The 24,429-nt window shown below is 71.7% G+C and carries 20 protein-coding genes and 1 pseudogene; 12 read left to right on the top strand and 9 right to left on the bottom strand.

The features are described 5' to 3' along the window. Positions 1–14 precede the first annotated feature (14 nt). On the bottom strand, positions 15–1,367 hold the full coding sequence (locus MDN94_RS05805) for an MFS transporter (protein WP_482724886.1): 1,353 nt from the start codon (positions 1,365–1,367) through the stop codon (positions 15–17). Between the two features lie 491 nt (positions 1,368–1,858). On the opposite strand from MDN94_RS05805, the gene MDN94_RS05800 reads away from it, so the two are divergent. From MDN94_RS05800 to MDN94_RS05785, 4 genes are all read left to right on the top strand, one after another. Beyond that, positions 1,859–2,803: a DUF3027 domain-containing protein gene (locus MDN94_RS05800; protein WP_441265191.1), complete on the top strand. Its 945-nt coding sequence runs from the start codon at positions 1,859–1,861 to the stop codon at positions 2,801–2,803. Positions 2,804–3,616: 813 nt separating this feature from the next. Next, positions 3,617–6,763, top strand: a complete 3,147-nt coding sequence (locus MDN94_RS05795) for a sacsin N-terminal ATP-binding-like domain-containing protein (protein ID WP_482724885.1) — start codon at positions 3,617–3,619, stop codon at positions 6,761–6,763. 113 nt (positions 6,764–6,876) lie between these two features. Then, positions 6,877–7,959 (top strand): cation diffusion facilitator family transporter, encoded by a 1,083-nt coding sequence (locus MDN94_RS05790; protein ID WP_482724884.1) that lies wholly within the window; start codon positions 6,877–6,879, stop codon positions 7,957–7,959. 12 nt (positions 7,960–7,971) lie between these two features. After that, positions 7,972–8,625 carry a class I SAM-dependent methyltransferase gene (locus tag MDN94_RS05785; RefSeq protein ID WP_482724883.1) on the top strand — a complete coding sequence of 218 codons (654 nt, stop codon included), beginning with the start codon at positions 7,972–7,974 and terminating at the stop codon, positions 8,623–8,625. Between the two features lie 211 nt (positions 8,626–8,836). Here MDN94_RS05785 and MDN94_RS05780 read toward each other — a convergent pair whose 3' ends face one another. The 3 genes and pseudogenes from MDN94_RS05780 to MDN94_RS05770 all read right to left on the bottom strand — a co-directional run bounded on the left by MDN94_RS05780 (position 8,837) and on the right by MDN94_RS05770 (position 11,028). After that, positions 8,837–9,748 carry a hypothetical protein gene (locus MDN94_RS05780; RefSeq protein WP_482724882.1) on the bottom strand — a complete coding sequence of 304 codons (912 nt, stop codon included), beginning with the start codon at positions 9,746–9,748 and terminating at the stop codon, positions 8,837–8,839. Positions 9,749–10,022: 274 nt separating this feature from the next. Continuing rightward, a pseudogene (locus tag MDN94_RS05775) lies at positions 10,023–10,145 on the bottom strand (DUF397 domain-containing protein); the annotation flags it as partial. Next, positions 10,114–11,028 carry a helix-turn-helix domain-containing protein gene (locus tag MDN94_RS05770; protein ID WP_482727013.1) on the bottom strand — a complete coding sequence of 305 codons (915 nt, stop codon included), beginning with the start codon at positions 11,026–11,028 and terminating at the stop codon, positions 10,114–10,116. The gene MDN94_RS05770 and the pseudogene MDN94_RS05775, both read right to left, overlap by 32 nt. A 169-nt stretch (positions 11,029–11,197) precedes the next feature. Between MDN94_RS05770 and MDN94_RS05765 the strand changes: the two genes are divergently transcribed. Continuing rightward, the gene (locus MDN94_RS05765) at positions 11,198–11,716 is read left to right on the top strand and encodes an ATP-binding protein (RefSeq protein WP_482724881.1); all 519 of its coding nucleotides are present in this window, start codon (positions 11,198–11,200) and stop codon (positions 11,714–11,716) included. Here the strand turns inward: MDN94_RS05765 and MDN94_RS05760 are convergent. After that, positions 11,674–12,273, bottom strand: a complete 600-nt coding sequence (locus tag MDN94_RS05760) for a hypothetical protein (protein WP_482724880.1) — start codon at positions 12,271–12,273, stop codon at positions 11,674–11,676. The genes MDN94_RS05765 and MDN94_RS05760 overlap by 43 nt on opposite strands. A 275-nt stretch (positions 12,274–12,548) precedes the next feature. Here MDN94_RS05760 and MDN94_RS05755 point away from each other — a divergent pair, with 275 nt between their 5' ends. Further along, a complete protein-coding gene (locus MDN94_RS05755) occupies positions 12,549–12,956 on the top strand; it encodes a VOC family protein (RefSeq protein ID WP_482724879.1) in 408 nt (135 codons plus the stop codon). A gap of 52 nt (positions 12,957–13,008) precedes the next feature. On the opposite strand, the gene MDN94_RS05750 is transcribed toward MDN94_RS05755, so the two are convergent. Further along, on the bottom strand, positions 13,009–14,316 hold the full coding sequence (locus MDN94_RS05750) for a phytase (RefSeq protein WP_482724878.1): 1,308 nt from the start codon (positions 14,314–14,316) through the stop codon (positions 13,009–13,011). Between the two features lie 399 nt (positions 14,317–14,715). On the opposite strand from MDN94_RS05750, the gene MDN94_RS05745 reads away from it, so the two are divergent. From MDN94_RS05745 to MDN94_RS05730, 4 genes are all read left to right on the top strand, one after another. Then, complete coding sequence (locus MDN94_RS05745) at positions 14,716–15,207, top strand: hypothetical protein (RefSeq protein ID WP_482724877.1); 492 nt, start codon at positions 14,716–14,718, stop codon at positions 15,205–15,207. 292 nt (positions 15,208–15,499) lie between these two features. Beyond that, positions 15,500–15,958 carry a hypothetical protein gene (locus MDN94_RS05740; RefSeq protein WP_482724876.1) on the top strand — a complete coding sequence of 153 codons (459 nt, stop codon included), beginning with the start codon at positions 15,500–15,502 and terminating at the stop codon, positions 15,956–15,958. 15 nt (positions 15,959–15,973) lie between these two features. Then, positions 15,974–18,214, top strand: a complete 2,241-nt coding sequence (locus MDN94_RS05735) for a DUF6571 family protein (protein ID WP_482724875.1) — start codon at positions 15,974–15,976, stop codon at positions 18,212–18,214. Between the two features lie 2 nt (positions 18,215–18,216). Further along, the gene (locus tag MDN94_RS05730; protein ID WP_482724874.1) at positions 18,217–18,810 is read left to right on the top strand and encodes a hypothetical protein; all 594 of its coding nucleotides are present in this window, start codon (positions 18,217–18,219) and stop codon (positions 18,808–18,810) included. A 187-nt stretch (positions 18,811–18,997) separates the two neighbouring features. Here MDN94_RS05730 and MDN94_RS05725 read toward each other — a convergent pair whose 3' ends face one another. After that, entirely contained in the window at positions 18,998–21,439 is a 2,442-nt protein-coding gene (locus tag MDN94_RS05725; RefSeq protein WP_482724873.1) for an HAD-IC family P-type ATPase, read from the bottom strand. A gap of 87 nt (positions 21,440–21,526) precedes the next feature. Next, entirely contained in the window at positions 21,527–21,826 is a 300-nt protein-coding gene (locus MDN94_RS05720) for a DUF2530 domain-containing protein (RefSeq protein ID WP_482724872.1), read from the bottom strand. Between the two features lie 205 nt (positions 21,827–22,031). On the opposite strand from MDN94_RS05720, the gene MDN94_RS05715 reads away from it, so the two are divergent. Then, positions 22,032–23,486 (top strand): NCS2 family permease, encoded by a 1,455-nt coding sequence (locus MDN94_RS05715; RefSeq protein ID WP_482724871.1) that lies wholly within the window; start codon positions 22,032–22,034, stop codon positions 23,484–23,486. Between the two features lie 132 nt (positions 23,487–23,618). On the opposite strand, the gene MDN94_RS05710 is transcribed toward MDN94_RS05715, so the two are convergent. After that, positions 23,619–23,801, bottom strand: coding sequence for a hypothetical protein (locus tag MDN94_RS05710; RefSeq protein ID WP_005315906.1), 183 nt, complete (start codon positions 23,799–23,801; stop codon positions 23,619–23,621). Between the two features lie 129 nt (positions 23,802–23,930). Here MDN94_RS05710 and MDN94_RS05705 point away from each other — a divergent pair, with 129 nt between their 5' ends. Next, on the top strand, positions 23,931–24,377 hold the full coding sequence (locus MDN94_RS05705; RefSeq protein WP_482724870.1) for a MarR family winged helix-turn-helix transcriptional regulator: 447 nt from the start codon (positions 23,931–23,933) through the stop codon (positions 24,375–24,377). Positions 24,378–24,429: the final 52 nt, after the last annotated feature.

The following is a 24,429-nucleotide window of genomic DNA, read 5'->3' as shown; positions in this document are numbered from 1 at the left end:
TGCGGGGGCCGGAGCTAAGCCGCCCGGGCCTTCGGCGTGGCCCCGCGGTGACGGGCCGCTTCGAGCAGTCCGCGTCCCGCGGAGACGGCTCCCACCGCCACGATGCCCGCGGCCACCGACATGCCCACCACGCCGTTCAGCGGCAGCACGATGCCGATCGCGCCGCCCACCACCCACGCCATCTGAAGCAGCGTCTCCGACCTGGCGAACGTCGATGTGCGGACCTGCTCCGGCACGTCCCGCTGGATCACCGCGTCCAGGGACAGCTTCGACAGCGCCTGGGACAGCCCGGCCGTCGCGCCGAGGAACGCCACCATGCCCGTGCCGAAGAAGACGGCCGCCGCGACGGCCGCCGTCAGCACGAGCAAGAGCATCGTGACGATGATCGCCTCCGGGGCGCGGGCCTTGAGCCAGGCGCCGATCGCCGTGCCGAGCGCGTTGCCCACGCCGGCGGCGACGCCCACCATTCCCAGCGAGACCGCGGCCGACTGCCCGGCGAGCGGATGCTCGCGCAGCAGGAACGCGAGGAAGAAGATCAGGAACCCGGAAAGCGCGCGATGCGCCGCGTTCGCCTGGAGGCCGTGCAGCACCGACGGGCCGACCGTCCGCAGCGTCGGCCTCTTCTCGCCGTGCGCGAGCATGAGCACGGGCGTCTCGCCCTTCGCCGAGTCGACCTTGGGCGGCATGGTGAAGGCCCAGTACGCGCCGAGGACGAACAGCGCGCAAGCCCCGTACAGCGGCCACTGCGGGCCGATCTGCTGGAGTCCCACACCGATCGGCGCCGCGGCGCCCGTGGCCAGCAGACCTGCCAGCGTCACCCGGGAGTTCGCCTTCACCAGCGCGAACTTCGGTGGCAGCAGCCGTGGCACGACGGCACTGCGGACCACCCCGTACGCCTTCGACGACACCAGCACGCCGAGCGCCGCGGGATACAGCTCCAGGCCGCCCGTCGCGACCGCGCCGGACATCGTCAGCGCCAGCAGCGCGCGGGCGAGCATCGCGCCCGCCATGGCTGCGCGCCGGCCGTGCGGGATGCGGTCGAGGAGGGGGCCGATCACGGGAGCGAGCAGGACGAAGGGCGCCATCGTGACGGCCAGGTACAGCGCGACCCGGCCGCGTGCCTCGTCGGTCGGGACGGAGAAGAAGACCGTGGACGCCAGCGCGACGGTGATCATGACGTCGCCCGCGCCGTTCACGGCGTGCAGCTCGATCAGCTTCCCGAGGCCCGATTCGCCGGCGCCGTGCGCGTGTGTCGCCCTGCGGATGCCGCGGGCGGTGCCGGTGAACGGAAGGTGCAAGGCACGGCCGACCGCCCGGCCCGCCCTGCGGGCCGGGCCGTCTCCTTCGGACGACCTTGCGGCTGCCACCCCGTCATAGTGCCCCAAGCCCGGCTGCCCCGAACCGGTTCCCCGCCCGAGGTGCGGCGTGTTTTCTCCTTGCGGAGTTCTGTGGGTGTTCCCGCGGTGCTCCCGAGTGGATACGTGACCGGTCCGTGCCGGGCCGCCGCCCGGTTCCTGCGGTCCCCGACCTGTTCCCCGCCCCCTTCCTGCCCTGTTCCCGCACCGTTCGTGCCGGTCGCGGCGGCCCTTTCGCCGGTGCCGGTTCGGCCCGTGTTGTGACGGGCAGGTGGGCTGCGGGCGAAGGAAGGGGTAGCGTGCGTAGCGCGCCACCGGCGGTTGTTCTCGGCCGCGCGCCTCTTCGGCATCCCGCAGAATGGATGACGTTAGGTGTGCCCGGGATCAGGACGGTCCGGGCGTGTGGACGTCGATGCGGCCCTCTGGTCCGCTCCGTGCGCCGCCCCGTACCTCGTCATCGGCCGAGCGCATCCGTGAGACGGCGTAGGAGAGAAGCGAGACTAGTGAGTGCTGCGACGACGCGAAGCCGTACCCCCGACCGCCTGTGCGCCGAGGCGGTAGACCTCGCCAGGGAGGCGGCCGAGGAGGCCGCGGCGCCCGGGGTGGTCGGAGAGCATGTGTCGCTCGTCTCCGAGGGGGATCGGGTCGTCACGCACTTCTTCGAGTGCCAGGAGCCCGGCTACCGCGGTTGGCGCTGGGCCGTGACCGTCACCCGCGCCTCACGGGCGAAGAACGTCACCCTTGACGAAACCGTCCTGCTGCCCGGCCCCGATGCGCTGCTGGCGCCCGAGTGGGTCCCGTGGAGCGAGCGGCTGCGGCCCGGCGACATGGGTCCTGGAGACCTGCTGCCGACGGAGGCCGAGGATCTGCGCCTCGAGCCCGGCTACAGCGGCGAGGACGAGCCGCCGCCGAACTCGGTCCTCGCGGAGCACCCCCCGACGCACGACCTGGTCGAACTGGCCGAGGCGGAGGACGCGGAGTTCACCGACCGCAGGCCGGCGATCGAGTCCACGACCAACAGCGGCCGTGGCCAGATCGCGGCGCTCGCGGAGGAGCTGGGCATGCGCCGTGCGCGCGTGCTGTCCCGGTACGGGCTCTACGCGGCGGCCGACCGCTGGGAGGAGTCCTACGGCGCGAAGACGCCCATGGCACAGGCTGCCCCGGCGTCCTGCGTCTCCTGCGGCTTCCTGGTCCCGATCGCGGGCTCGCTGCGGCAGGCGTTCGGCATCTGCGCGAACGAGTTCTCGCCGGCCGACGGCCGGGTGGTCTCGCTGGCGTACGGCTGCGGCGGCCACTCGGAGGCCGCGGTGATGCCGAAGCCGCCGACACCGCCGCCGCCGGTCTTCGACTCCATGGCGGCGGACGAGTTCCCGCTGCGTCCGCCCCGTGACGGCGGCTCCGTCCCGGAGGAGCCCGACGGCACGTCGGACGACCTCGGCCACTCCTAGGGGACCGGGCCGCGGCCCGACGACACCCGGGCCCCGGCCCGGGGCGTGTGGCGACGGCCCACCCGGCACGCAGGGCCGCAGCCCCGCCTCTCTCGGCGCGGACGGTCCTGCCCTGTGCGGATGGGCCCGGGCCCCTCGCTCCTCGCGGCCCGGGCCCGCGATGCGTTGCTCTGGGCGGGTGCGTGGCGAGGGTTCCGCGCGGGTGCCGTGCGTGGCTCGCGCCGCTGCGTGCCTGCCGGCGTGCGGGTGCCCGGCCACGCCCGGAGGGTGGCGACGGCCCCGCACGGGTCCTGAACCCGCGCTCCTCGCGGACCGGGCCTGACCCGCGCCTCGGGTTCGGAGGTTCCGTGTCCCGTCCCGCACCCGGTCCGGGGGCAATGGCCCGTCTCCGGGCCGTGCTCACCGGGCTCAGGGGTCGTGGGTCGCGGCTCCTCGGCCGGGGACGCGCCCGAGCTGTACCCCCCGCTTCCTCGGGCCCATGGCCCGTTCTGCCCCGGTGCGTCGCGGCGTTCCGGGCGGGGGCCGACGGCGGGTCGGGTGATCCCGGGCTCCAACGGCGTCACTCGACCCGCACGCCGGTGACGCGAGCCCGGCCCCGCGGCGTGCCGCGGTGGTGGGGGCCGGTGGTTCCGGCGGTGTGTCGCAGGGGGCTTGGGGCCGCGGCGCAGGGGGACACGCCCGGTGCGTCGCGGCGGGCGGTGGGCGCGGGCCGCACCCCGCGCCGGTACGCGGTACCTTCGGGCGCATCAGGAGTCGCAGCAGGCCGGCGTGGCCGGCCACGCGCCCGGGAGCCGTAAGAGAGTGGAGCACAGCGTGAGCGTCAGGACGACCGAGTGGGCCGACCCGTTCGGGACGGCGCGGCTGCGGCGCGGCGTGCTCGACGCGTGGGGCGCGAGCCCCGCCCGCTTCCGGGAGGACGCCAACGCCGAGGAGGACCTCGCCCTCGGCGGCTACCGGGACCGCCTCGTCGTCGAACTGGCGCAGAATGCCGCCGACGCCGCGGCCCGTGCCGGTGTCCCCGGCCGGCTGCGGCTGAACCTGCGGCACGTCGGCGCGGACGGCGAGCCCGCGGTGTTCGCCGCCGCGAACACCGGTGCCCCGCTGGACGCCACGGGCGTCGAGTCGCTGAGCACCCTGCGGGCCTCCGCGAAGCGTGAGGGGCACGAGGCGGCCGTCGGCCGGTTCGGTGTCGGTTTCGCCGCTGTCCTCGCGGTCAGTGACGAGCCGGCCGTCATCGGCCGTCACGGCGGCGTGCGCTGGTCCCTGGCGGAGGCCAGGGAGCTGGCGGGCCGGGCCGCCCAGGCCAGCCCCGGCCTCGGGGACGAGCTGCGCCGCAGGGACGGCCACGTACCGCTGCTGCGGCTGCCGCTGCCCGCGGAGGGCACCGCGCCGGAGGGCTACGACACGGTCGTCGTGCTGCCGCTGCGCGACGGCGCCGCCGTGGACCTCGTCGAGCGTCTGCTCGCCGGCATCGACGACGCGCTTCTGCTCACGCTGCCCGGCCTGGCCGAGATCGTCATCGAAACCCCCGACTCGACGCGGGTGTTGAAGCGTCACGAGCAGGAGCCGTACGTCCGCGTCGAGGACAGCGTCCACGGCGAGCGCCGCTGGCGGGTCGTCAGCCACGGCGGGGCGACCGAGCCGGCGCTGCTGGCGGACCGGCCGGTCGAGGAGCGGCTGCGGCCGCACTGGACCGTCACGTGGGCCGTACCCGTCGACGACGAGGGCGCGCCCGCCCGGCCGCTCACCGCGCCCGTGGTGCACGCGCCGACGCCGACCGACGAGCCCCTGGGCGTGCCCGCGCTGCTCATCGCGTCGCTGCCGCTGGACACGACCCGCCGCCACCCGGCCCGTGGGCCGCTCACCGACTTCCTGGTGGAGCGCGCGGCGGACGCGTACGCCGAACTGCTCGGCGGCTGGCAGCCGGTGACCACCGGGCTCATCGACCTCGTGCCCGGCCCGCTCGGCAAGGGCGAACTCGACGGCGCGCTGCGGGCGGCGATCCTGCGGCGCCTGCCGCGTACCGCGTTCCTCGAGGCGGCGGTCCCGCGTGACGTGTCCGACGAGGACACCGGACTGCCGGACCAGGTGACCACCGGCGGTCTGCGGCCCATCGAGGCGGAGGTGCTGGAGGGCGCGGGCACGGATACGGTGCGCGTCCTTGCGGAGGTCATGCCGACGCTGCTGCCCGCCGGCCTCGAGCGCCGGGTGGAGCTGCGCACGCTGGGCGTGGCACGGGTGCCGCTCACGGAGGCGATCGACCGGCTGGCCGGCCTGGAACGCGAACCGGCCTGGTGGCACCGCCTGTACGACAGCCTCGCCGGCGTCGACCCGGACCGCCTGTCGGGTCTGCCCGTCCCGCTCGCCGACTCGCGCACCACCATCGGCCCGCGCCAGACACTGCTTCCGCTCGCGGACACCCCGGCCGACCTGGCCCGCCTCGGCCTGAAGGTCGTCCACCCGGACGCCGCACACCCGTTGCTGGAGAAGCTGGGGGCGCTGCCCGCGACGCCGCGCGCCGTTCTGCGGACGCCGCAGGTGCGCGCGGCGGTGGCGGCCTCACTCGACGAGGGCGAGGTGTGGGACGAGGATGCCGACACGCTCGACGCCGAGGAGCTCGCCGAGACGGTGCTCGCGCTTGTCCGCGACGCGGAGTTGGAGCCGGGCGACGAGCCGTGGCTCGGCGCGCTCGCCCTGCCCGACGAGGACGGCGAACCGGCTCCGGCCGGCGAACTGGTCCTGCCGGGCAGCCCGTTCGCGTCGGTGATGCGCGAGGGCGAACTCGCCCTGTGCGACGCGGAGCTGGCCGAGCGGTGGGGCGAACAGCCCCTCGCCGCCTGCGGCGTACTCGCGAACTTCGCCCTGGTTCGCGCAACAGACGTCGTCCTCGACCCCGATGAACTCGAGCCGCGCGAAGGCGACTTCGCCGAGCCCGACGACGCGGGCCTGCTCGACGCGGTGGACGTGTGGTGCGAGGACGTCCTCGACCGGCTGCCGGACACGCCCGTGCCGCCGGTCGCCACGGAGATCGTCGCCGTGCGCGACCTGGACCTGGTGGACGACGACCGCTGGCCGCAGGCGCTCGCACTCCTGGCACAGCCGCCGCTGCGGGACGCGCTCACCCAGTCCGTACGGATCCTGCTGCCGGACGGCACGACGGAGACCGTGCGCCCGTACACGGCGTGGTGGCTGCGCGACCATCCGGTGCTGGACGGCCGCCGCCCCGCCGGTCTGCGCGCGTCGGGCGCGGACCCGCTGCTGGAGGGCCTGTACGAGTCGGCCGACACGACGGGCTTCGCCGACGCGCAGGTGCTGCACGCCCTCGGCGTCCGCACCTCCGTCGCGGCGCTGCTGGACGAGCCGGGCGGCGCGGCGGAGCTGCTGACCCGGCTGGCCGATCCCGACCGTGAGGTGACCGGCCGACAGCTGCACGGCCTCTACACGGCGCTCGCCGACCTGGACCCCGAACAGGTCACGCTCCCCGACGAGCTGCGCGCGGTGGTGGACGGAGAGGTACGTGTGGTGGACGCCGGCGACGCCGTCGTCGCGGACACCCCTGACCTGCTGCCGCTGTGCGCCGGTCTGCCCCTGCTTCCGGTGGCGCCGACGCGCGCGGCGGACCTGGCGGACCTGTTCCAGGTCAGGCGCCTGAGCGAGACGGTGGACGCGGACGTCACGACGGAGGGCGAGGAGCACGAGGTCCCGGAGTCCGTCCGTATCCTGCTGGGCCCGGCGACGCCGGAGTCGTACGTCGAGCACGAGGAGCTGGTCGCGGGCGGCACCGAACTCGACTGGCGCCGCACCCCCGACGGCGTGCTGCACGCCGCGACGCTGGAAGGCGTGGCTGCCGGTCTCGCCTGGGCGGCGGGCCAGTGGCCCCGCCGCTTCGAGGTCGCGGCGCTGCTGGAGGACCCGTCCCGTACGGAGGAGCTGGCGCGGGACCGGTGGTTCGACGCGTAGTCCGTCGCCGGGGACCAAGTGCTGTCCGCGCGTACTTGCGAGACAATCGCACCTGGTCACAGGGCGTATGACGGCTGTAGCCGCAAAGTGATTCCTGTGCGACGGTGGGTGCCATGGCGGGGATTCGGCACACACATGCGAACGGGCACCACCACCACGGCGGCGATCACGAGCACCACGGCGATCACGACCACGGTCCTGTGCACGGCGGGGCGCGGCACCGTCTCGCCCACCTCCTTCGGCCGCACAGCCACGAGTCCGGTGACAAGGTCGACGCGGCGATGGAGACGTCCCGCGACGGGATGCGCACGCTGTGGATCTCGCTCGTGGTGCTGGGAGCCACGACTGTCGTCCAGGCCGTCATCGTCGCCCTGTCCGGGTCGGTGGCGCTGCTCGGCGACACGGTGCACAACGCCGCCGACGCGCTGACCGCCGTCCCGCTCGGCATCGCCTTCATGCTGGGCAGACGCGCGGCGAACCGCCGTTTCACGTACGGCTACGGACGGGCCGAGGACCTGGCGGGCATCGTCATCGTGGCCGCCATCGCGGCGTCGGCGGTCGTCGCCGCCTGGATGGCCGTCGACCGGCTGCTGAACCCTCGCGACATCACGCACCTGTGGGCGGTCTCGGCGGCGGCGCTGGTCGGTTTCGCGGGCAACGAGTGGGTCGCCCGCTACCGCATCCGCACCGGCCGGCGGATCGGCTCCGCCGCGCTCGTCGCGGACGGCCTGCACGCCCGTACGGACGGATTCACCTCGCTGGCCGTCCTGTTGGGCGCGGGCGGCGCCGCGCTGGGCCTCCGGTGGGCCGATCCCGTCATCGGTCTGCTGATCACCGCCGCCATCCTGCTGGTCCTGAAGGACGCCGCCCGCGAGGTCTGCCGGCGTCTGATGGACTCGGTCGACCCGGCCCTTGTCGGGACGGCGGAGACCGCGCTGCGCGGTGTGGAGGGCGTGCTGGACACCGGGCAGGTGCGGATGCGGTGGATCGGACACGCCCTGCGGGCCGAGGCCGACATCGTGGTCGACCCGCAACTGACCGTCGTCCAGGCGCATTCGCTGGCCGTCGCGGCCGAGCACGCGCTGATCCACGCCGTACCCAGGCTGACCGCGGCCACCGTCCACATCGACCACCGTCCCGTCGAGGGCGATCCACATGCGGCGCTCGCCCACCACGGCATTGTCGGTGCCGGCTGAAAGGATCGGCGGATGAGCAACTCCGCAGCGATCACCGCGTACTGGGATGCAGCCGCCGCCGACTTCGACGCCGAGCCCGACCACGGCCTGCGGGCCGCCGGGACCCGCGCCGCCTGGTCCCGACTGCTCACCGCATGGCTCCCGTCGGGCCCGTCGTCCGTGCTGGACGTCGGCTGTGGCACGGGCTCGCTCTCCGCTCTGGTGGCGGAGGCCGGGCACAGGGTCACCGGGGTCGACCTGTCGCCCCGGATGGTCGACCAGGCCCGGGCCAAGCTCTCCGCCGCCGGTCTCCCGGCCCGTTTCCTGGTGGGCGACGCGGCGGCACCGCCCACCGGCGACGAGCGGTTCGACGCCCTGCTCGCCCGCCACCTCGTGTGGACCCTGCCCGACCCCGTGGCCGCCCTCGCCGACTGGACGGCCCGCATCCGCCCCGGCGGCACGCTGATCCTCGTCGAGGGCCGCTGGCGAGAGTCCGGCCAGGCCGGTGCGGAGTACGTGGCGGGCGCGGAGGCCCTGCCCTGGCACGGCGGCGTCACGGCCGCCGACCTGTCGGCCGCCGTGCGGCCTCTCGTGGCCGACCTGCGCGTCGAACCCCTCAGCGGTGACCCGGCCTTGTGGGGCGGCCCGGTGACGGACGAGCGTTACGCCTTGATCGCCCGCGTCTGACGGCGTCGCCGGCCCGGGACGCCTACGGGTCCCCGGCAAGGCACCCTTTGCTCAGGTGCGTACCTCGGACCGCGAGACCCACGTGCACGGCCCCACCGCCGACGGCGACCGAGAGGTCTGTCGACGATGATGCGCCACCTGCCGCAGCCGTCGGATTCTGCATCGTCGCACAACCACGTCGGCCCGCCGGCGCCGGCGACGTATGCCCCGGTCAGCACGCCGCCGCCAGGCCCGCGGCCGGTGGGCAGTCGCGGCAGCGGCCCGGTTCCGCCGCGCGGAAGGCGCGTTCGCAGCCGCCGTCGCAGGTCTGCCAGGGGAGGGCGGCGGGGGCCGTGGGCCGGTCGGGGAGGGGCGGGGGGAGTTCGCGGAGGCGGTAGGCGAGGATCCGGGCCGGGCGGGCCCGCAAAGGCTCCGGCAGGCGGGTCGTGAGGTGGGTGGTGATGTCCTCGGGGCCGACGCCCTGTTCGAGCCACTGGGTGACCGCAGGGGCGAGCTGGTCCGCCTCGCGCCGGGACAGGATCAGCCTGCGGTCCACGATGCGCAGCGAGGCCAGGATCACCGCGGCGCGGGGGTCGGGAGCGGGGTGGCCGGCCGGGTCCGCCGCGGGCTCCGGTTGTGCGGTGGCCGTCTCCATGGCGGGCGCCGGGACCGGTTCGTGGTCGGGCTCCGCCCGGGGCCCGGGCGCGGGCTTCTGCGGTGGCGACGGCTCGGCCGCCCTTCGTAGCCGTGGCGGCGAGGGCGGCCGTGGGGGCTCCGGGTCGTCGCCCGGTGGCAGGGGCGGCACGTCGTGGAAGAACGTCCGCGTGCGAAGCCGGCCGCTCGGACCGCGCTCGCGGCGCCGCTCCAGATAGCCGTCGGCCTCCAGCTCCCGCAGGGCCCGGGAGATGAGGATCTCGCCCTCGGTGAAGTGCTCGCAGAGCGCGTCGATGCGGACGGGTGCGCCGTCCGGCAGCGACAGGATGTAGCCCGCGACGCCCACGGTGACCGCGCTGCCCCGGCGCCGGAGCAGGGAGTTGGCGATCACCGTGAAGTCACCGGCGAGCCGGGTGCGGACGTGGATCACGCCGGAGGTCGGAGCTCCGGCGGGGGCGCGCAGGGCCGCGTTAGACTGCCGTTCAGCCATCGGGAAGGGGCTTCTTCCTGGGTGGTGAGGCCCTCGATCGGGATTGCCGTCCCGGCCGGGGGCCGTCATATGTCTGAGGTCGTTGCCGTGAACGTAACGGCCGACTTCCCGCCCCCGCAAGCCGGTCACCCGTTCAGGTGATGCGGGGGAGGGGAGGGTGGGCAGGTGGTTCTTTCCCTCAGGTTCTTCGGGGGAGTTCGTGGCTCACCGACCCCTCGCGGGCGAGGTCCCGGCGGGCCGGGAAGACCGGCGCGCGGACCGGGTCCCGCTCGGCTCAGGCCCGGTCGGCTTCCTTCAACCCGCCTATGAACGCGGTCCAGGACGTCGTCGTGAAGGTGAGCGCGGGACCTTGCGGAGCCTTGCTGTCACGTACCGGAACCACGCCGGGGATTTTGTCGGCGACCTCGACGCAGTTGCCGCCCTCCTGATTGCTGTAGCTGCTCTTTCGCCAGGCGGCGTCGCGCGGACCGGGAAGGGAGCTCGGGGTCACGGTAGTCCTCCTCCATCGCGGATCGGATCATGGTGAGCGACCTGCGCGGGGGCAGGGCCGCTGCCCGCAGCCGATCGTAGGCCACCGCGAAACGCCGCACATCCGGCCGGTCTTCGAAGAGCTGACCGTGGTCCGCGCCTTCCGTGTAGGCGACTTCGGATCCGTCCGCCAGGGTCAGCACGGTCAGCGAGCCGCCCAGCACGTCGTGCGCGCCTTCGTCGAACGGCAGGACCTGCACCGTGATGTGCGGCTCGGCGGCGGCCTCCAGCAGACGCGCGAGCTGGCGTCGCATGACGTCGTCCCCGCCGATCCGCTTCCGCAGCACCGTCTCGTCGAGGATCACCAGCAGCTCCGGGCGGTCCGGCGAGCCGAGCCGCTTCTGCCGCTCCAGCCGGGCGGCCAGCCGCTCCTCCAGGTGCTGTTCGTCCCGGTGGGACAGGCCGACGCTCAGGACGGCCCGGGCGTACTCCTCCGTCTGCAGGAGACCCGGCACGACGTGCGCGGTGTACTCACGGATGGCCTCGGCCCGCGCCGAGTACGCCATGAACGTCCGCGACCAGTCAGGGAACGACTCCCGGTAGACGTGCGGCCACAGGTCGACCAGCAGCCCGTCCGCTCCGAGCGCCTCGTCGAGCGCCCGCGCGAGCTCCAGCGTCGGACGGGCGCCGGACGCCCGCTCGACCTGCGTGATGCGGGTGCTCACCACATGGGTCTTCGCCCCCAGTTGCGCCTGTGTCAGACCTGCTGCCGTCCGCAGGCGGCGGACCCGGCAGCCGAAGAGCGCGGCCATCGACTCCTCGGGCTCAATTCCTTTGGCCATGGGCTTACTTCCGTTCCTTACGGCTTGCGGTGTAAGGCTGCATGCCCTTCCGAGCGTAGAGCCGCGCGACCACTCTTGAACACGGAACGTCACGGTCCGTACACCCACGGGTCGTGCCTCAGGAGAGCGGCGAACCGGGATGGGCGACACAGTGCTGAAGACCATGACGACGCCGGGCGAAGGCCCGGACCACCAGCGGGCGGCGGGCGAAGAGCCGCGCGCAGAAGGCCGGTTCTCAGCGCTGTTCGGCCCGACACCCCGGGGCGCGCGGCTGGCCCGGCGGGTCGCCGTGCGGCACCTGGCCGAGTGGGGTCACCCCGCCGACTCCGACCTCTCCTGCACAGTCGCCCTGCTGGTGGCGGAGCTGGCCGGGAACGCCGCGCGGCACGGGCGCGTGCCGGGACGGGACTTCCGGCTCCGGCTGACGCTCGAGGCGAGGCGGGTGCGCGTCGAGGTCTCCGACGCGTCCTCGGTGCATCCGCCGACCGACGTTCGGACCCCCGCGGCCGACGACGTGTCGGGCCGGGGGCTGGTTCTGGTGGACGTACTGGCCGACCGCTGGGGCGTGGAGCCGCGCCGCCCCGCCGGGAAGACCGTCTGGGCCGAAGTGGTGGCTCAGTGCCCGCCCTTGGGCTCCATGCAGCCGCCCTCGACGTAGTGCCCGTGCGCCTGTGCCTCTGCCGGGTCGGCCAGGGTGCCGGTGATGCACGGACCGGCGTCCGGGATGCTGAACGTGAAACCGGGGGCGGCGCCTGTTCCGTACACCTCCACCGTCTCCGGCGGATAGCCGAGACGGCCGAGTGCGGAGCGCAGCGCCTTCTCGTCGTGTACGCCCACCAGGCCGGCGGTGATCCGGCGGGCGTGCGCGTCGCCCCGGCAGCGGGCGTCGGTGTCCAGGAGCGCCTGTGCCTTGTAGGCGTGGTTCTCCGCGACCTTGCGGGACCACGGGTCGGTGGGCGCCTCGGAAGGAGCCGGTTCCTCGGACGGCTTCACCGGTGCGTCGGCGCAGATCTTCGCCACCTCCGGGAACCTCCGGTCGTGCGCGGCCTTCGCCGCCCTGGTCCGCGCTTCGTGGTCCATGGCCGGGATGCTCGACGTGTCGGGCGTCGCAGTGGCGCCCGGGTCGTCGCCGACGACGGTTCCACAGCCGGCGACGAGAGGCAGCGAGAGCAGCACGGCGGCAATGCCGGTCACAGCGGGGGCGAGACGTTTCACCTGGGCACTCCGGCGGTCAGGGGAGGGGCGGGCGTACGCGCTCCGTCGATCCTTCCGCCCTGTTGGGGGCGCTGTCATGAGTACGCCTACTTACCCGGGTGCGCCGTGCCCGGCCGGCGGCTAGGCTCGGCCGGGTGACTGCCGGGTCGGCCATGGGCCACGCACGAGTGAGGCGCCCGGCCTCGGCGTGAGCGCGGGGCGGGCCAGGGGCCCGCCGCTGTCTCTCCTCTCTGACATGTCCCTTGAGGAACCAAGACCTGGAGAGTCGCCACACCATGCCTGCGCAGCAACCACCCGTCACATCCGTCCAGCTGAACCACACCGCCGTGTACGCCAAGGACCGGCGTCTGTCGGCCGAGTTCATCGCCGCGATCCTGGGCGTCGAAGTCGCCGCGCCGTTCGGGCCGTTCCTGCCCGTGGACCTCGGCAACGGCGTCACGCTCGACTACTACGAGCTCGCCGACGAGCCGATCCAGTCGCAGCACTACGCGTTCCTGGTGCCCGACGAGCAGTTCGACACGATGATCGCCCGTCTGGAGGCGGTCGGGGTCACGTACTACGCCGACCCGAGCCACACCGAACCGGGCGCGATCAACCGCCTGTTCGGTGGTCGTGGCGCGTACTTCGACGACCCGAGCGGCCACAACATGGAGATCATGACCCGGCCCTACGCACGGCCGTAGCGGACGCCGCACGCGCGGGGGCGGCGTCCGGCCGCCCCCGCGCGTATCGGGCTCAGTCGACGGTGTCGAGGACGTCGGCCAGGTCGACGAACTTGAAGTTGGTCGCCTCGCGGTCACCGTCCCCTGGGGAGTCGTGGCCGTCCTGGACGACCAGCAGGCCGTTCGGGTACCGGTGGCCGAGCGGGGCGTTCAGCACGGCCGCGCCGTCGCACTCCTCGGAGCCGTCGAGGGTGGCGGAGGCGGCGGTGACGCGGAAGCCGCCCTCGTACTCGTTCTTGTCACCCACCTCGCGGTCGTAGAGGGCGAAGCTGTTGTCGCCCTGGCCCGAGGCGATCACATAGCCGTCGCCGTCCGGCTCGGTGAGCAGGGCGAGCCCTTCGACGTCGGCCGCCAGCCGGGTGCCGCCGTAGCCCGGGTCGGCGCCGGGCGTGCACTCCTCGGTCTCCTCGTCGTACGTGCCGGGGACGCCGTACTCGCGGACCTTGTCGAAGAGGACGGGCCTGCCGGTGAGGTCGGCGGGCATCCGCCAGACGCCCACGCGCTCCTGGCCCGCGTAGAGCATGCCGTTCGCCGGGTCGACGACCATGCCCTCCACCTGGGGCAGTTCACCGGGCTCGCCGCACGGGGACCAGGACGTGCCGTCGGGGAGGCGGAACGCAGAGGGCAGTTCGACGGTGCGGATCTTGCGGTATCCGACCGTGCCGTCGGGACCGGCGGTGATCTCCAGCAGGGCGATGCCCGTCCGGTTGCGGCGGCTGGCCAGGGCGTAGGAGCGGCCCGTCGACCGGTCGGTCCAAGTGGCCAGGCCGTACGCGGTCGCCTGCTCGTTGATCTCGTCCTGGCCGGAGGAGAACACGGGCGCGGCCGCGGGATCGGTGACATCGGTCAGCGGGCCGCCGGGGCGGTCGCGGTCGATGCGGTAGAAGCGCAGCCGGTCGTTGCCGCGGTCACTGACGACGGCGAGGTCCGCCCGCCCCGTCCCGAGCCGGAGGCCCTGGAGAAGATCGACGTTGTTGAAGCGCCCGGGGGCGTCGTCCTCCGTGGCCGGGGCGGGTGCCGCGATCGACTGGACCTGCCGTGCGTCGAGGTCGTAGACCCGCAGGCCGCCCTCCTTCGCCGTGGCGACGACGAGGCTGCGGCCCGGGTCGGCGGCGTTGCGCCAGATCGCGGGGTCGTCGGCGTTGGCGTTGCCGCCCGCCTCGTCGTCGTAGAGCGTGGCCGTCTCCGCCCGCGGCTGGACGGCGGGCAGGGCGTCGGCCCGGCCGTGCGGGTGAGCCGCGGCGGGCACGGTCGCGGCGACGGCCGCGAGGGCCGTGCCTGCCACGAGAGCGGCGGTACGGAGGGGGCGGCGCGGGGTCACATGAGCTCCTCTATGTCGAGTACATGACGCTTCGCTCGTCGTAGTGGACCCTCGTTGCGCCCGGTGGGCAATGCGTGATGGCCGTATGACGCCCAAGTGAATTCGGCAGAGCCGATGCGCGCCGGGGGCGGCGGGGCGCCGCGGCCGGCGGTTCGCGAGGGCTTGCGAGTCGGTCTGCGCGCCGGTCAGGGAGCCCGTGCCGACCGGTGGGGTCCCTATGTCTTGGTCAAGGGAAATGGTGACGCGTCGGGTCAGGGAGTCAGGCGATGTGGCTGACCTGGACGCCGGCATTGCCGTCGACCAACGTTGAGCCGGCCGTGCCGGCAGCAGGCACCGACTGCGCATCCGGTGCAGCGACGGCCCGGCACACCGCCGAATTGCACGGCTAGGCTCACGCCCATGAGCGAAGATCACGACGCAGAGCCGGTCTTCGTCCGCTCCAAGTGGGGGACGAATCGTTACGTCTACAACGCGGACAACCCTGTGGGGATGGCACTCATCATCGCGTCCCTGCTCTTCGCTGCCGGCGGTATGTACTCGCTCCACGACAGTTCCTCCTGGAGCGAAGGGGAACTCCATGACGCGGTCCATGCGGCTGTGGACAGCCTCAACGCGGCACCCCAGCAGGTGGGCGGGTGGAGGGGCGACTACGAGGAGCTGATAGCCGACGCGATTGAAGCCAGCGGTGAAGGCCCCGAACACGGCACTGTGAGCGTTTCGTCGGAGATTTACAGCGCGAACAACGTGGAGGAGCCCGACTCGGACAGCTTCGAGGTCACGACGGACGACGTCGAGGCTGTGTACTGTCTGCGCGTCTCTCCGTCCGCACCCGAGACCTTCACCGCCATCACCGTCAACCTCGAGGTGACCGTGGATGCCGACACCTGCTGACCCTGGTGGATGCCTGGGAGCGACGGCGGTGTCGTTCGGTTGTTCCTGCACGAGAGAAGCGGCAGGGCCGGCGCTCCCCGACACGATGAGCACACCTCCGGAAACGGTGCCGAAGGCCCTCGGCCCCGCTGACAGCGACCTCGGCCTCTGGTTCTCGCGACAGCCCACGAGTCGGGTGGGAACGTAGGAGGTTCCGCCTCGTCCGTGCATCGGATCATTCGCCTGTGGCGGGTTGTTGATCAGGCGGCTAGCGTGTCGTGAGTAATTTCCTTACGACACGGGGGTGTCGACGATGTCGTTCGACAACGAGTGGGCCGCGGCCAAGACAGTTGCCATGAACTTGAACAGCGCCGACGGCGCGGGCGGTTCCAAGCCGAAGCCGGGTTCTGTCGACTATGTGGTGGAGGACGACGAACTCGGTGACATAGGCCATGCCGCGTTCGGTCTGTTCAGCGGCCTCGAGTCCGGTGGGAAGCATGCGGCAGCGGCGAGCGAGACGGCAGGGACGAGCCTGACGGGTGACGGCTTCGACTCCGGTGCGGCGCTGACCGAGGTGAAGCAGACCTGGGACACACAGGTGAAGACACTTCTCCAGGCATGCGCCCACATCTCCAACCACCTGGACCACACCAAGAAGTCCAGCAAGAAGGACGACGACTGGATCCAGGCTCAGTTGCGCATCATCGGCCCGTTGGCCCCCGGCGACGACGGCGCCGTATCCGCCTCGCAGATCGACAAGTACTTCCGTTAAGGAGCCGCAGCCGCCATGCCCACCTTCGAGCAGCTCCTCAACGCCAAGCTCGGCCCTCTCGACACCGCGGTCACCGAGTGGACCGAGATGATCACCAAGCTGACGCAGCTCCAGACCGACGCCAAGGCCATGAAGACAAAGGCCGACAAGGCCACCTGGAAGGGCGAGAACGCCAGCGTCACCAAGGAGTTCGTCACCAAGACGGCCAAGGAGTTCAACGACGCCGTCACCGAGGCCGAATCCGTACGTGACCTCCTCAAGGACGCCCACGCTCTGCTCAAGACTGCTCAGAGTGACCTCAAGGCCGCGTACGAGAACCCGCCGCCGGGCATCACCATTTACCCCGACGGAGTCATCAGTCACACGGTCCACCCCGACCGCCGGTCCAAGGACAGCACCGAATCCGTCGCCACCGAGGCCCAGTTCGACCACTACCGCCAGAAGTTGGAAGGCATACTCAAGCGTGCCGCCGAAGCGGACGAACTGTGCGCCTGGGGCCTGCGGGCCCTGATCAAGAACCACCCCAACGACTTCGGCAGCACAGACCTCGGCGGTGTCGCCGACGCCAAGCGGATGCGTGCGGAGGAGACGCAGCAGGCCGCGAACGGCCGTGAGGCTGCCAAGTTGTACGCCCGCTGGGAGCACCTGGACGACAAGGAGCGCGAGCGGCTGCTGCAGCTGGCCGAGGGCGGCAAGGACTCGCCGGCCTTCGCCGAGCAGCTCATGACGAACCTCAGCTACCGGGGCCGCGACCAGCAGGAGGCCGTGCTCCTGCTCGCCGGTGGCCTGGAGAGCGGCGGCCGCGACGGCCAGGTCTCGGCCGCCGACGCCCGCCTCTACAAGGCCCTGTCCGGTTCCCTCGCCACCGCCACCGGACCCGACTCCTCGATCGGTTCCCCCGGCGGCGTCACGGCGGCCTGGACGGACAAGCTCATCACCACGGCCCGCGACGGCAACGGCCTGTCCAACCGGCATCCTGGGTACATCGGGGGCGGCGCCGCCACACTGAAGGACCTCACCGACCTGATGGCCGCCGACGTCGGCGACCCGGCGTACGACCCGAAGGACCAGAAGTCCTCGCCGTACGACAAGGACCAGGGCGACCCGCGCTACAGCGAAGCCTTCCTCACCGAGGTCGGCGACACCATCCGCGAGTGGGAAACGACCAACGACGACGCCTACGACGGCGTCATGAAGAACTGGCAGGGCACGCAGGAGGACCCGATGAAGGGTCTGATGAACGCCATGAGCCGAAACCCCTCCGCGGCCACCAGCTACTTCGACCCGAACACCACGGACAACCTCAAGTACTTCCTGGAGGACCGTGACTGGCCGGGCGGCGCTGTCGAGGACAAGATGCCCGACGAGCTGAAGCAGACCTCGGCCCGCACCGAGTTCGGCGCCGCGCTGGAGGCCGCTGCCACGGGCCGGGAACCGGGGAGCCCGCTGCACGGAGTCCCCGCCCACCATGACGGCGCGGAGACCGCGATCTTCGAGCGGATCGTCAAGGAGTACAGCGGCGACGAGGATCAGAAGAACCAGAGTGCCGTGCCCCTGTCCATGCGCACGAGCATGGGCAACATGATCGGCGACTACGCATCTGACGTGCACCAGATCCTCGGCAAGAACCTGGACGGGCCCACCGAGTTCAACAACCTCGAGATCGACCGGGGAGATCTCACGCGCATCATGCGCGGCGTCGCCGAGGACCCGAAGGCGTTCGCTGTCATGCACCACTCGCAGAGCGTGGTCATCGGCGAGGGGATGAGCCAGTTTCCGGCGGACTCGTACCGCAAGGAGGATCCCGAACTGCGCGCCTGGGTCAAGCAGTCCGCGTCGGTGCTCGGCCACCTCGACGGAGTGCGCGGAGACGTCATCTACGACCTCGGCCAGGCGGAGAAGGACGCCAACGGCTGGAACAAGATGATGAACTACCACATCATCGGCGCACCCCTGACGGCCATCCCCATCGCCGGCGACGTGCTCCAGCGCTCGATCGACGTCGGCACGGCCGCGTACATGAACGACCTCAACGCCAAGGTTGATGCGGAAACCCGCAACAACATGATCAACCACTTCGAGAACGGCGAGAACCAGATGTACGCCATGATGCGGGAGACGGCCATGGCGAAGGGCCTCGGCGAGGACGAGCTCGACGCGACCCCGGGCGAGTACGAGGACGGTCTCCAGCCGACCGCCGAGCAGTGGTACAAGAACGGCATCGAAGACGCCGACATGAAGATGGGCCAGCCGTAGTCATGAACAAGAAGCGCCTTGTCCTGCCGGCCGTACTCGTCATCGCCGCGGCTGTCGTCACCGCGGTCACCCTGTGGCCGACGGAGCTGAAGGAACTGCGCGAGCGGAACCTGTGTCTGGGGACGCTGACCGAGAAGACCGCGGGTCTGCTCCAGGACGGCAAGGGCGGGGATGTCCTCGTCGACGAGTTCGTGCCGAACAGCTCGGGATCCGCAGCCAAACCGGCGGACCCGATTTTCTCCACCATCTGCTTCGTCAACCGGGAGAACCCCGGTGCCGGCAGCAAGGGCGTTCGGGGCCAGTACACCCTGGACGTAAGGCCCACCGGCACCCTTCGTGATCAACCGGAGGGTGCCACCGAGATCGGAGAGGGCCTCTCCGGCTGGGTGAGCCCGCGCCAGAGCGAGGTCCAGATGCCGGCCGGGTGCGCGAAGAAGATGAAGTCGACCGCCGCGGACGTCACGGTCACCCTCAAGGTCTCACCCGCGGTCGTCGTCGGACGGAAGTGGGACAACGCATCGCTGACAAAGGACTCGCGCACCGTGATCCTGGAGGCGGTCGAGAACCTGGCCAAGCAGTACGACTGCGCCCCCTGACCGCCGCCCGGGCTGAGGCCGCCCGCTGCCGCTCGGTGCCGCGGCGGGGCCATCAACGTGATTCCGCGCGATCTTCCCGCTTCTACGGCCGTCTCGGGGGGCATCCGCGGCGTCGTTCGGCGCGAGCGGGGAAGCGGCACGCCGTGTTCGGCGACGGCCCGGTCGAGGAACGGGCCGTCCGGTCCTGCTACGCGGGGAAGCGCCGCCCCACCACCCGCCATGACAGCTCCAGCAGCGCCGCCGCCACCGCCGCGATCACGACGCCCGTCCACGGCATCGTCGTACCGACCAGCTTCAGCGCGAAGAAGTCCTGGAGCCACGGCACCGTCAGCACCAGCAGGAAGCCCAGTCCCATCGCCGCCACCAGGCCGATCCGCCACCACGTGTAGGGGCGGGCGATGATCGCGAGGACCCACATGGCGACCAGGAACAGGGTCAGCGTCGCCACGCTCGTCTCCGCGGCCAGCGAGGCCGGGCCCGAGTAGTGCGAGCGGGCCAGCAAGTACGCGCAGAAGCTCGCCGCCGCCGCGATCACGCCCGCCGGTACGGCGTAGCGCATCACCCTGCGGACGAAGTGGGGCTTGGCGCGCTCCTTGTTGGGGGCGAGCGCCAGGAAGAAGGCCGGGACGCCGATGGTGAGGGTGGAGAGCAGGGTCAGATGCCGGGGCAGGAACGGGTACTCGACCTGGCTGCAGACCACGAGGATCGCGAGGAGCACCGAGTACACGGTCTTCGTCAGGAAGAGGGTGGCGACGCGGGTGATGTTGCCGATGACCCGGCGGCCCTCCGCGACCACCGAAGGCAGCGTCGCGAAGCTGTTGTTGAGGAGCACGATCTGAGCGACGGCCTTCGTCGCCTCCGAGCCCGACCCCATGGCCACGCCGATGTCCGCGTCCTTCAGCGCGAGGACGTCGTTGACGCCGTCGCCGGTCATGGCGACCGTGTGGCCGCGGGCCTGCAGCGCGCCGACCATGTCGCGTTTCTGCTGCGGACCGACCCGGCCGAAGACCGCGGCCCCGTCCAGCTCCGCGCCCATCGCCTCGCGCTCGGCCGGCAGCTTGCGCGCGTCGCGCGTCGAGCCGGCGCCGGGCAGGCCGAGCTTGGCCGCGACCGCGCCCACCGAGACCGCGTTGTCGCCGGAGATGACCTTCGCGGCGACGTCCTGGTCGGCGAAGTAGCGCAGGGTCGCCGACGCGTCGGGGCGCAGACGCTGCTCCAGCACGACCAGAGCGGCCGGCGACTTCTCCTGCGGGGCTTCCAAGGTGCCTTCCGCCCGCGCGAGGAGCAGCACCCGCAGGCCCTCACGGTTGAGCTGGTCGACCTCGGCGAGGGACGGGTTGCCGGCGGGCAGCAGCACATCGGGCGCGCCGAGGAGCCAGGTGGTACTCGCGCCGTCGCCGTCCGCGAGGGTCGCGCCGCTGTACTTGCGGGCGGAGGAGAAGGGCAGCGCGGCGGTGCAGCGGTGCTCCCCGCCGTCCGGGTAGGACGCGATGACGGCCTGGAGCGAGGCGTTCGGCCGCGGGTCGGACGCTCCGAGGGCGCCCAGGACCGCCCGTACGTGCTGCTCGTCCGCGCCGTCCAGCGTGCGCAGTTCGGTGACGTCCATGCCGCCCTCCGTGAGGGTGCCGGTCTTGTCGAGGCAGACGACGTCGACACGGGCGAGGCCCTCGATGGCGGGGAGCTCCTGCACCAGGCACTGCTTGCGGCCCAGGCGGATGACGCCGATCGCGAAGGCGACGGAGGTGAGGAGGACGAGCCCCTCGGGGATCATCGGCACGATGCCGCCGACGGTCCGTGCGACCGAGTCCTTGAAGTTGTCGCCCTTCGCCACCAGCTGGCTGACGATCAGTCCGATCGCGGTGGGGACCATCATCCACGTCACGTACTTGAGGATCGTGGAGATGCCGGAGCGCAGCTCGGAGTGGACGAGCGTGAAGCGGGACGCCTCCTCAGCGAGCTGTGCCGCGTACGCCTCGCGCCCGACCTTCGTGGCCGTGAACGCGCCGCCGCCCGCGACCACGAAGCTCCCGGACATGACCTGGTCGCCGGGCTGTTTGAGGACGGGGTCGGCCTCGCCGGTCAGCAGCGACTCGTCGACCTCCAGGTTGTCGGCCTCCACGATCTCGCCGTCGACGACGACCTTGTCGCCGGGGCCGAGTTCCATCAGGTCGCCGAGGACGATCTCGGAGGTGGAGACCGCGGCGGCGACACCGTCCCGGCGCACTCTCGGTTTCGCCTCGCCGATGACCGCGAGGGAGTCCAGGGTCTTCTTGGCGCGCAGTTCCTGGATGATGCCGATGCCGGTGTTGGCGATGATCACGAAGCCGAAGAGGCTGTCCTGGATCGGCGCGACGAAGAACATGATCACCCACAGCACGCCGATGATGGCGTTGAAGCGGGTGAGGACGTTGGCGCGGACGATGTCGACGGCGGAGCGCGAGCTGCGTACGGGGACGTCGTTGACCTCGCCCCGTGCGACCCGTTCCGCCACCTCCGCGGACGTCAGGCCGGTGGCGGGCGGCCGGCCGCCCGGTGGCCGCCGGGGGTGTACGGGGTCGAGTTCTGCGCCCGCGTCGATGACGGGTCCTTCCGGCTCGGGGCCGCGGCCCATGTCCGCCCGCTGCGTCATGGTTCCGACGTTACGGCCGGGCCGGTCCGTTCACCCCCCGGCGGCCGGAAGATGGGACCACGGTCGGAGACGAATCCCCCTGGGGGACTACGGAGCAGGCGGGGCGCCCGGTTCCGGGTGCTCTTCGGCGCCGGCCGCGTCGGCGTTCCTGGCGCGGTTGATCGCGGCTTCACGGGTGCGTACGTACCAGATGCCGATGAGCCCGAGGCCCGCGCCGGCCAGGCAGGTCCACACCCACCAGGTCAGGTCGCGGTCGTCGAACCAGCCGTAGAAGGGGACCTGGACGAGGAACATCACGAACCACAGGATCGTGCCGCCGGTGATGGTGGCGACGATCGGTCCCTCAAGGGGTTCGGGTGCCTCGTGCCGGGGGGTCCATTTCGCCATGCGCACAGTGTAGGCGCGGTGGGCGGGACGGCTGAGGGGCCGGCAACCACAAGGGTCTACGCGCGGAGAGTGGCGATCTTTTGTTCATATGTTCATACTGAAACTGATTCCGGCCGACTGGTTTCCTTCATTGGATCATCCAAGTCTGGCCGGTTTTCTCTGCCCTTCTCGTGTCGCCCCCTTTAGCGTCGTCTGAGGTTTCCGCATGCCCCCCACGGCCACCGTCGAGGTCGGGTCTCCCGGCCTGCCGCCCACGTCCCCGCAGCCGTCCGGCGGTCTGGACCGCTTCTTCAAGATCACCGAACGCGGCTCCACGGTCGCCCGCGAGGTCCGGGGCGGATTCGCCACCTTCTTCGCGATGGCCTACATCCTCGTGCTGAACCCGATCATCCTCGGCAGTGCGAAGGACATGTACGGCCACCAGCTCGACGGCGGCCAGCTGGTCACCGCCACCGTGGTGACCGCGGCCTTCTCGACCCTCCTGATGGGCGTCATCGGCAACGTCCCGATCGCGCTCGCCGCCGGCCTCGGCGTCAACACGGTCGTCGCCCTCCAGCTCGCGCCCCAGATGGCCTGGGCGGACGCGATGGGCATGGTCGTGCTCGCCGGTGTCGTGGTCATGCTGCTGGTGGCCACCGGCCTGCGTGAGCGCGTGATGAACGCCGTCCCGCTCGGGCTGCGCAAGGCGATCGCGATCGGTATCGGCCTGTTCATCATGCTGATCGGGCTCGTGGACTCGGGCTTCATCACCCGCATCCCGGACGCCGCCCACACCACCGTCCCGCTCCAGCTGGGCACCGGCGGTCATCTGCTCGGCTGGCCGGTCCTGGTCTTCGCACTCGGCACGCTGCTCACCCTTGCGCTGATCATCCGCAAGGTGCCCGGCGCGATCCTCATCTCGATCGTCGTCATGACGGCGCTCGCGATGATCGTCCATGCCGTGGCGGACATCGAGTCCTGGGGGCTGACGACGCCCGAATGGCCGGGCAATCCGCTCTCGACGCCCGACTTCGGCCTGCTCGGCCAGGTCAGCCTGTTCGGCGGCTTCGGGAAGGTCGGCCTGCTGACCGGCGTCCTGTTCGTCTTCACCGTGCTGCTGTCCTGCTTCTTCGACGCGATGGGCACCATCCTCGCCGTCGGCGACGAGGCGAAGCTCATGGACAAGGACGGCAACTACCCGGGCATCAACAAGGTCCTGGTCGTCGACGGCCTCGCCGTCGCCGCGGGCGGTGGCGCCTCCTGCTCCGCCAACACCTGCTTCGTGGAGTCCACGGCCGGCGTCGGCGAAGGCGCGCGTACAGGTCTGGCGTCGGTCGTCACCGGCGCGCTGTTCTCGCTGGCGCTGTTCCTCACGCCGCTCGCCACGATGGTCCCGTCCCAGGCGGCGACGCCCGCGCTGGTCGCGGTCGGCTTCCTGATCCTGGCCGGTTCGGTCAAGGACATCGACTGGAGCGACTTCACGATCGCCGCGCCGGCGTTCCTGGCGATGGTGATGATGCCGTTCACCTACTCGATCACCCACGGCATCGGCATCGGCTTCATCACGTTCAGCGTGCTGCGCCTGGCCGTCGGACGCGGACGCGAGGTGCCCGTGGCGATGTACGCGGTGTCGGCGGTGTTCGTCTTCTACTACGCCATGCCGGCTCTCGGTCTCACCTGACGGGTCGTCCTCGCACGAGGGCCGTGCCTGCGTGACGGCCGCCCCTGTCCGACGGGTCGGCCTGGCCGAACGCTGCCGCGTGATCGTTTCTGCGGGGCCGTCCGGCGGGCGGTCGGGGCGCGCGAGGGGCCCTCAGGTGACGCCGTAGAACTTCTCCGTCTCGTCGACCGCCGCTTTGAAGCGCTCGTCGAAGTCGTCGCGAATGAGCGTCCGGACCACATAGTCCTGGACGCTCATTTGTCGTTTCGCCGCATGCTGCCGGAGCCGGTCGAGCAGCTCACCGTCCATGCGCAGGCTGAGCACAGTCGATTTCATGCGGCCAGGGTCGCCGGACTCCTGCCGCCGGCACGTCACTTTCCGGCTGCCTCTCACTCATATGGGTGACGCATCCATCAGGCCCGTAACCGCTGGTCTTTAGCCAGAGTAATGAGTTACGCTAACAACATGCCTGACCTGTCCCACGGCACTGACGCGGACGTCGCCGCCGTGAACTCGCTCCGCTCGGCCGTCATGCGGCTGGGCCGCCGCCTGAAGCACCAGCGCGTCGACGAATCGCTGAGCCCCACCGAGATGTCGGTGCTCGGCACACTTGCCCGCTGCGGTTCGGCCACCCCCGGTGAGCTGGCCCGCAAGGAACACGTGCAGCCGCCGTCGATGACCCGCATCGTGGCGCTGCTCGAGGCCAAGGGACTCGTCCGGCTCGAGCCGCACCCCGACGACCGCCGGCAGAAGGTGGTCAGTCAGACCGAGCAGGCAGAGGCCATGCTCGAGGAGTCCCGCCGCAAGCGGAACGCCTGGCTGGCCTCGCTCGCCGAAGGTCTGGACGAGGCGGAGTGGGCGAAGCTGCGCGAAGCCGCCCCCGTCCTGGAGAAGCTCGCACACATGCAATGACCGCGGGTGGAACAGCGCGCCCACCCGTACGCCCCACATGAAAGGCCAAAGG

Source organism: Streptomyces sp. WAC00040, from assembly GCF_056835925.1.
Note: the sequence above shows the minus strand (reverse complement) of the source record. Positions and strands in the feature narration are given on the sequence as shown.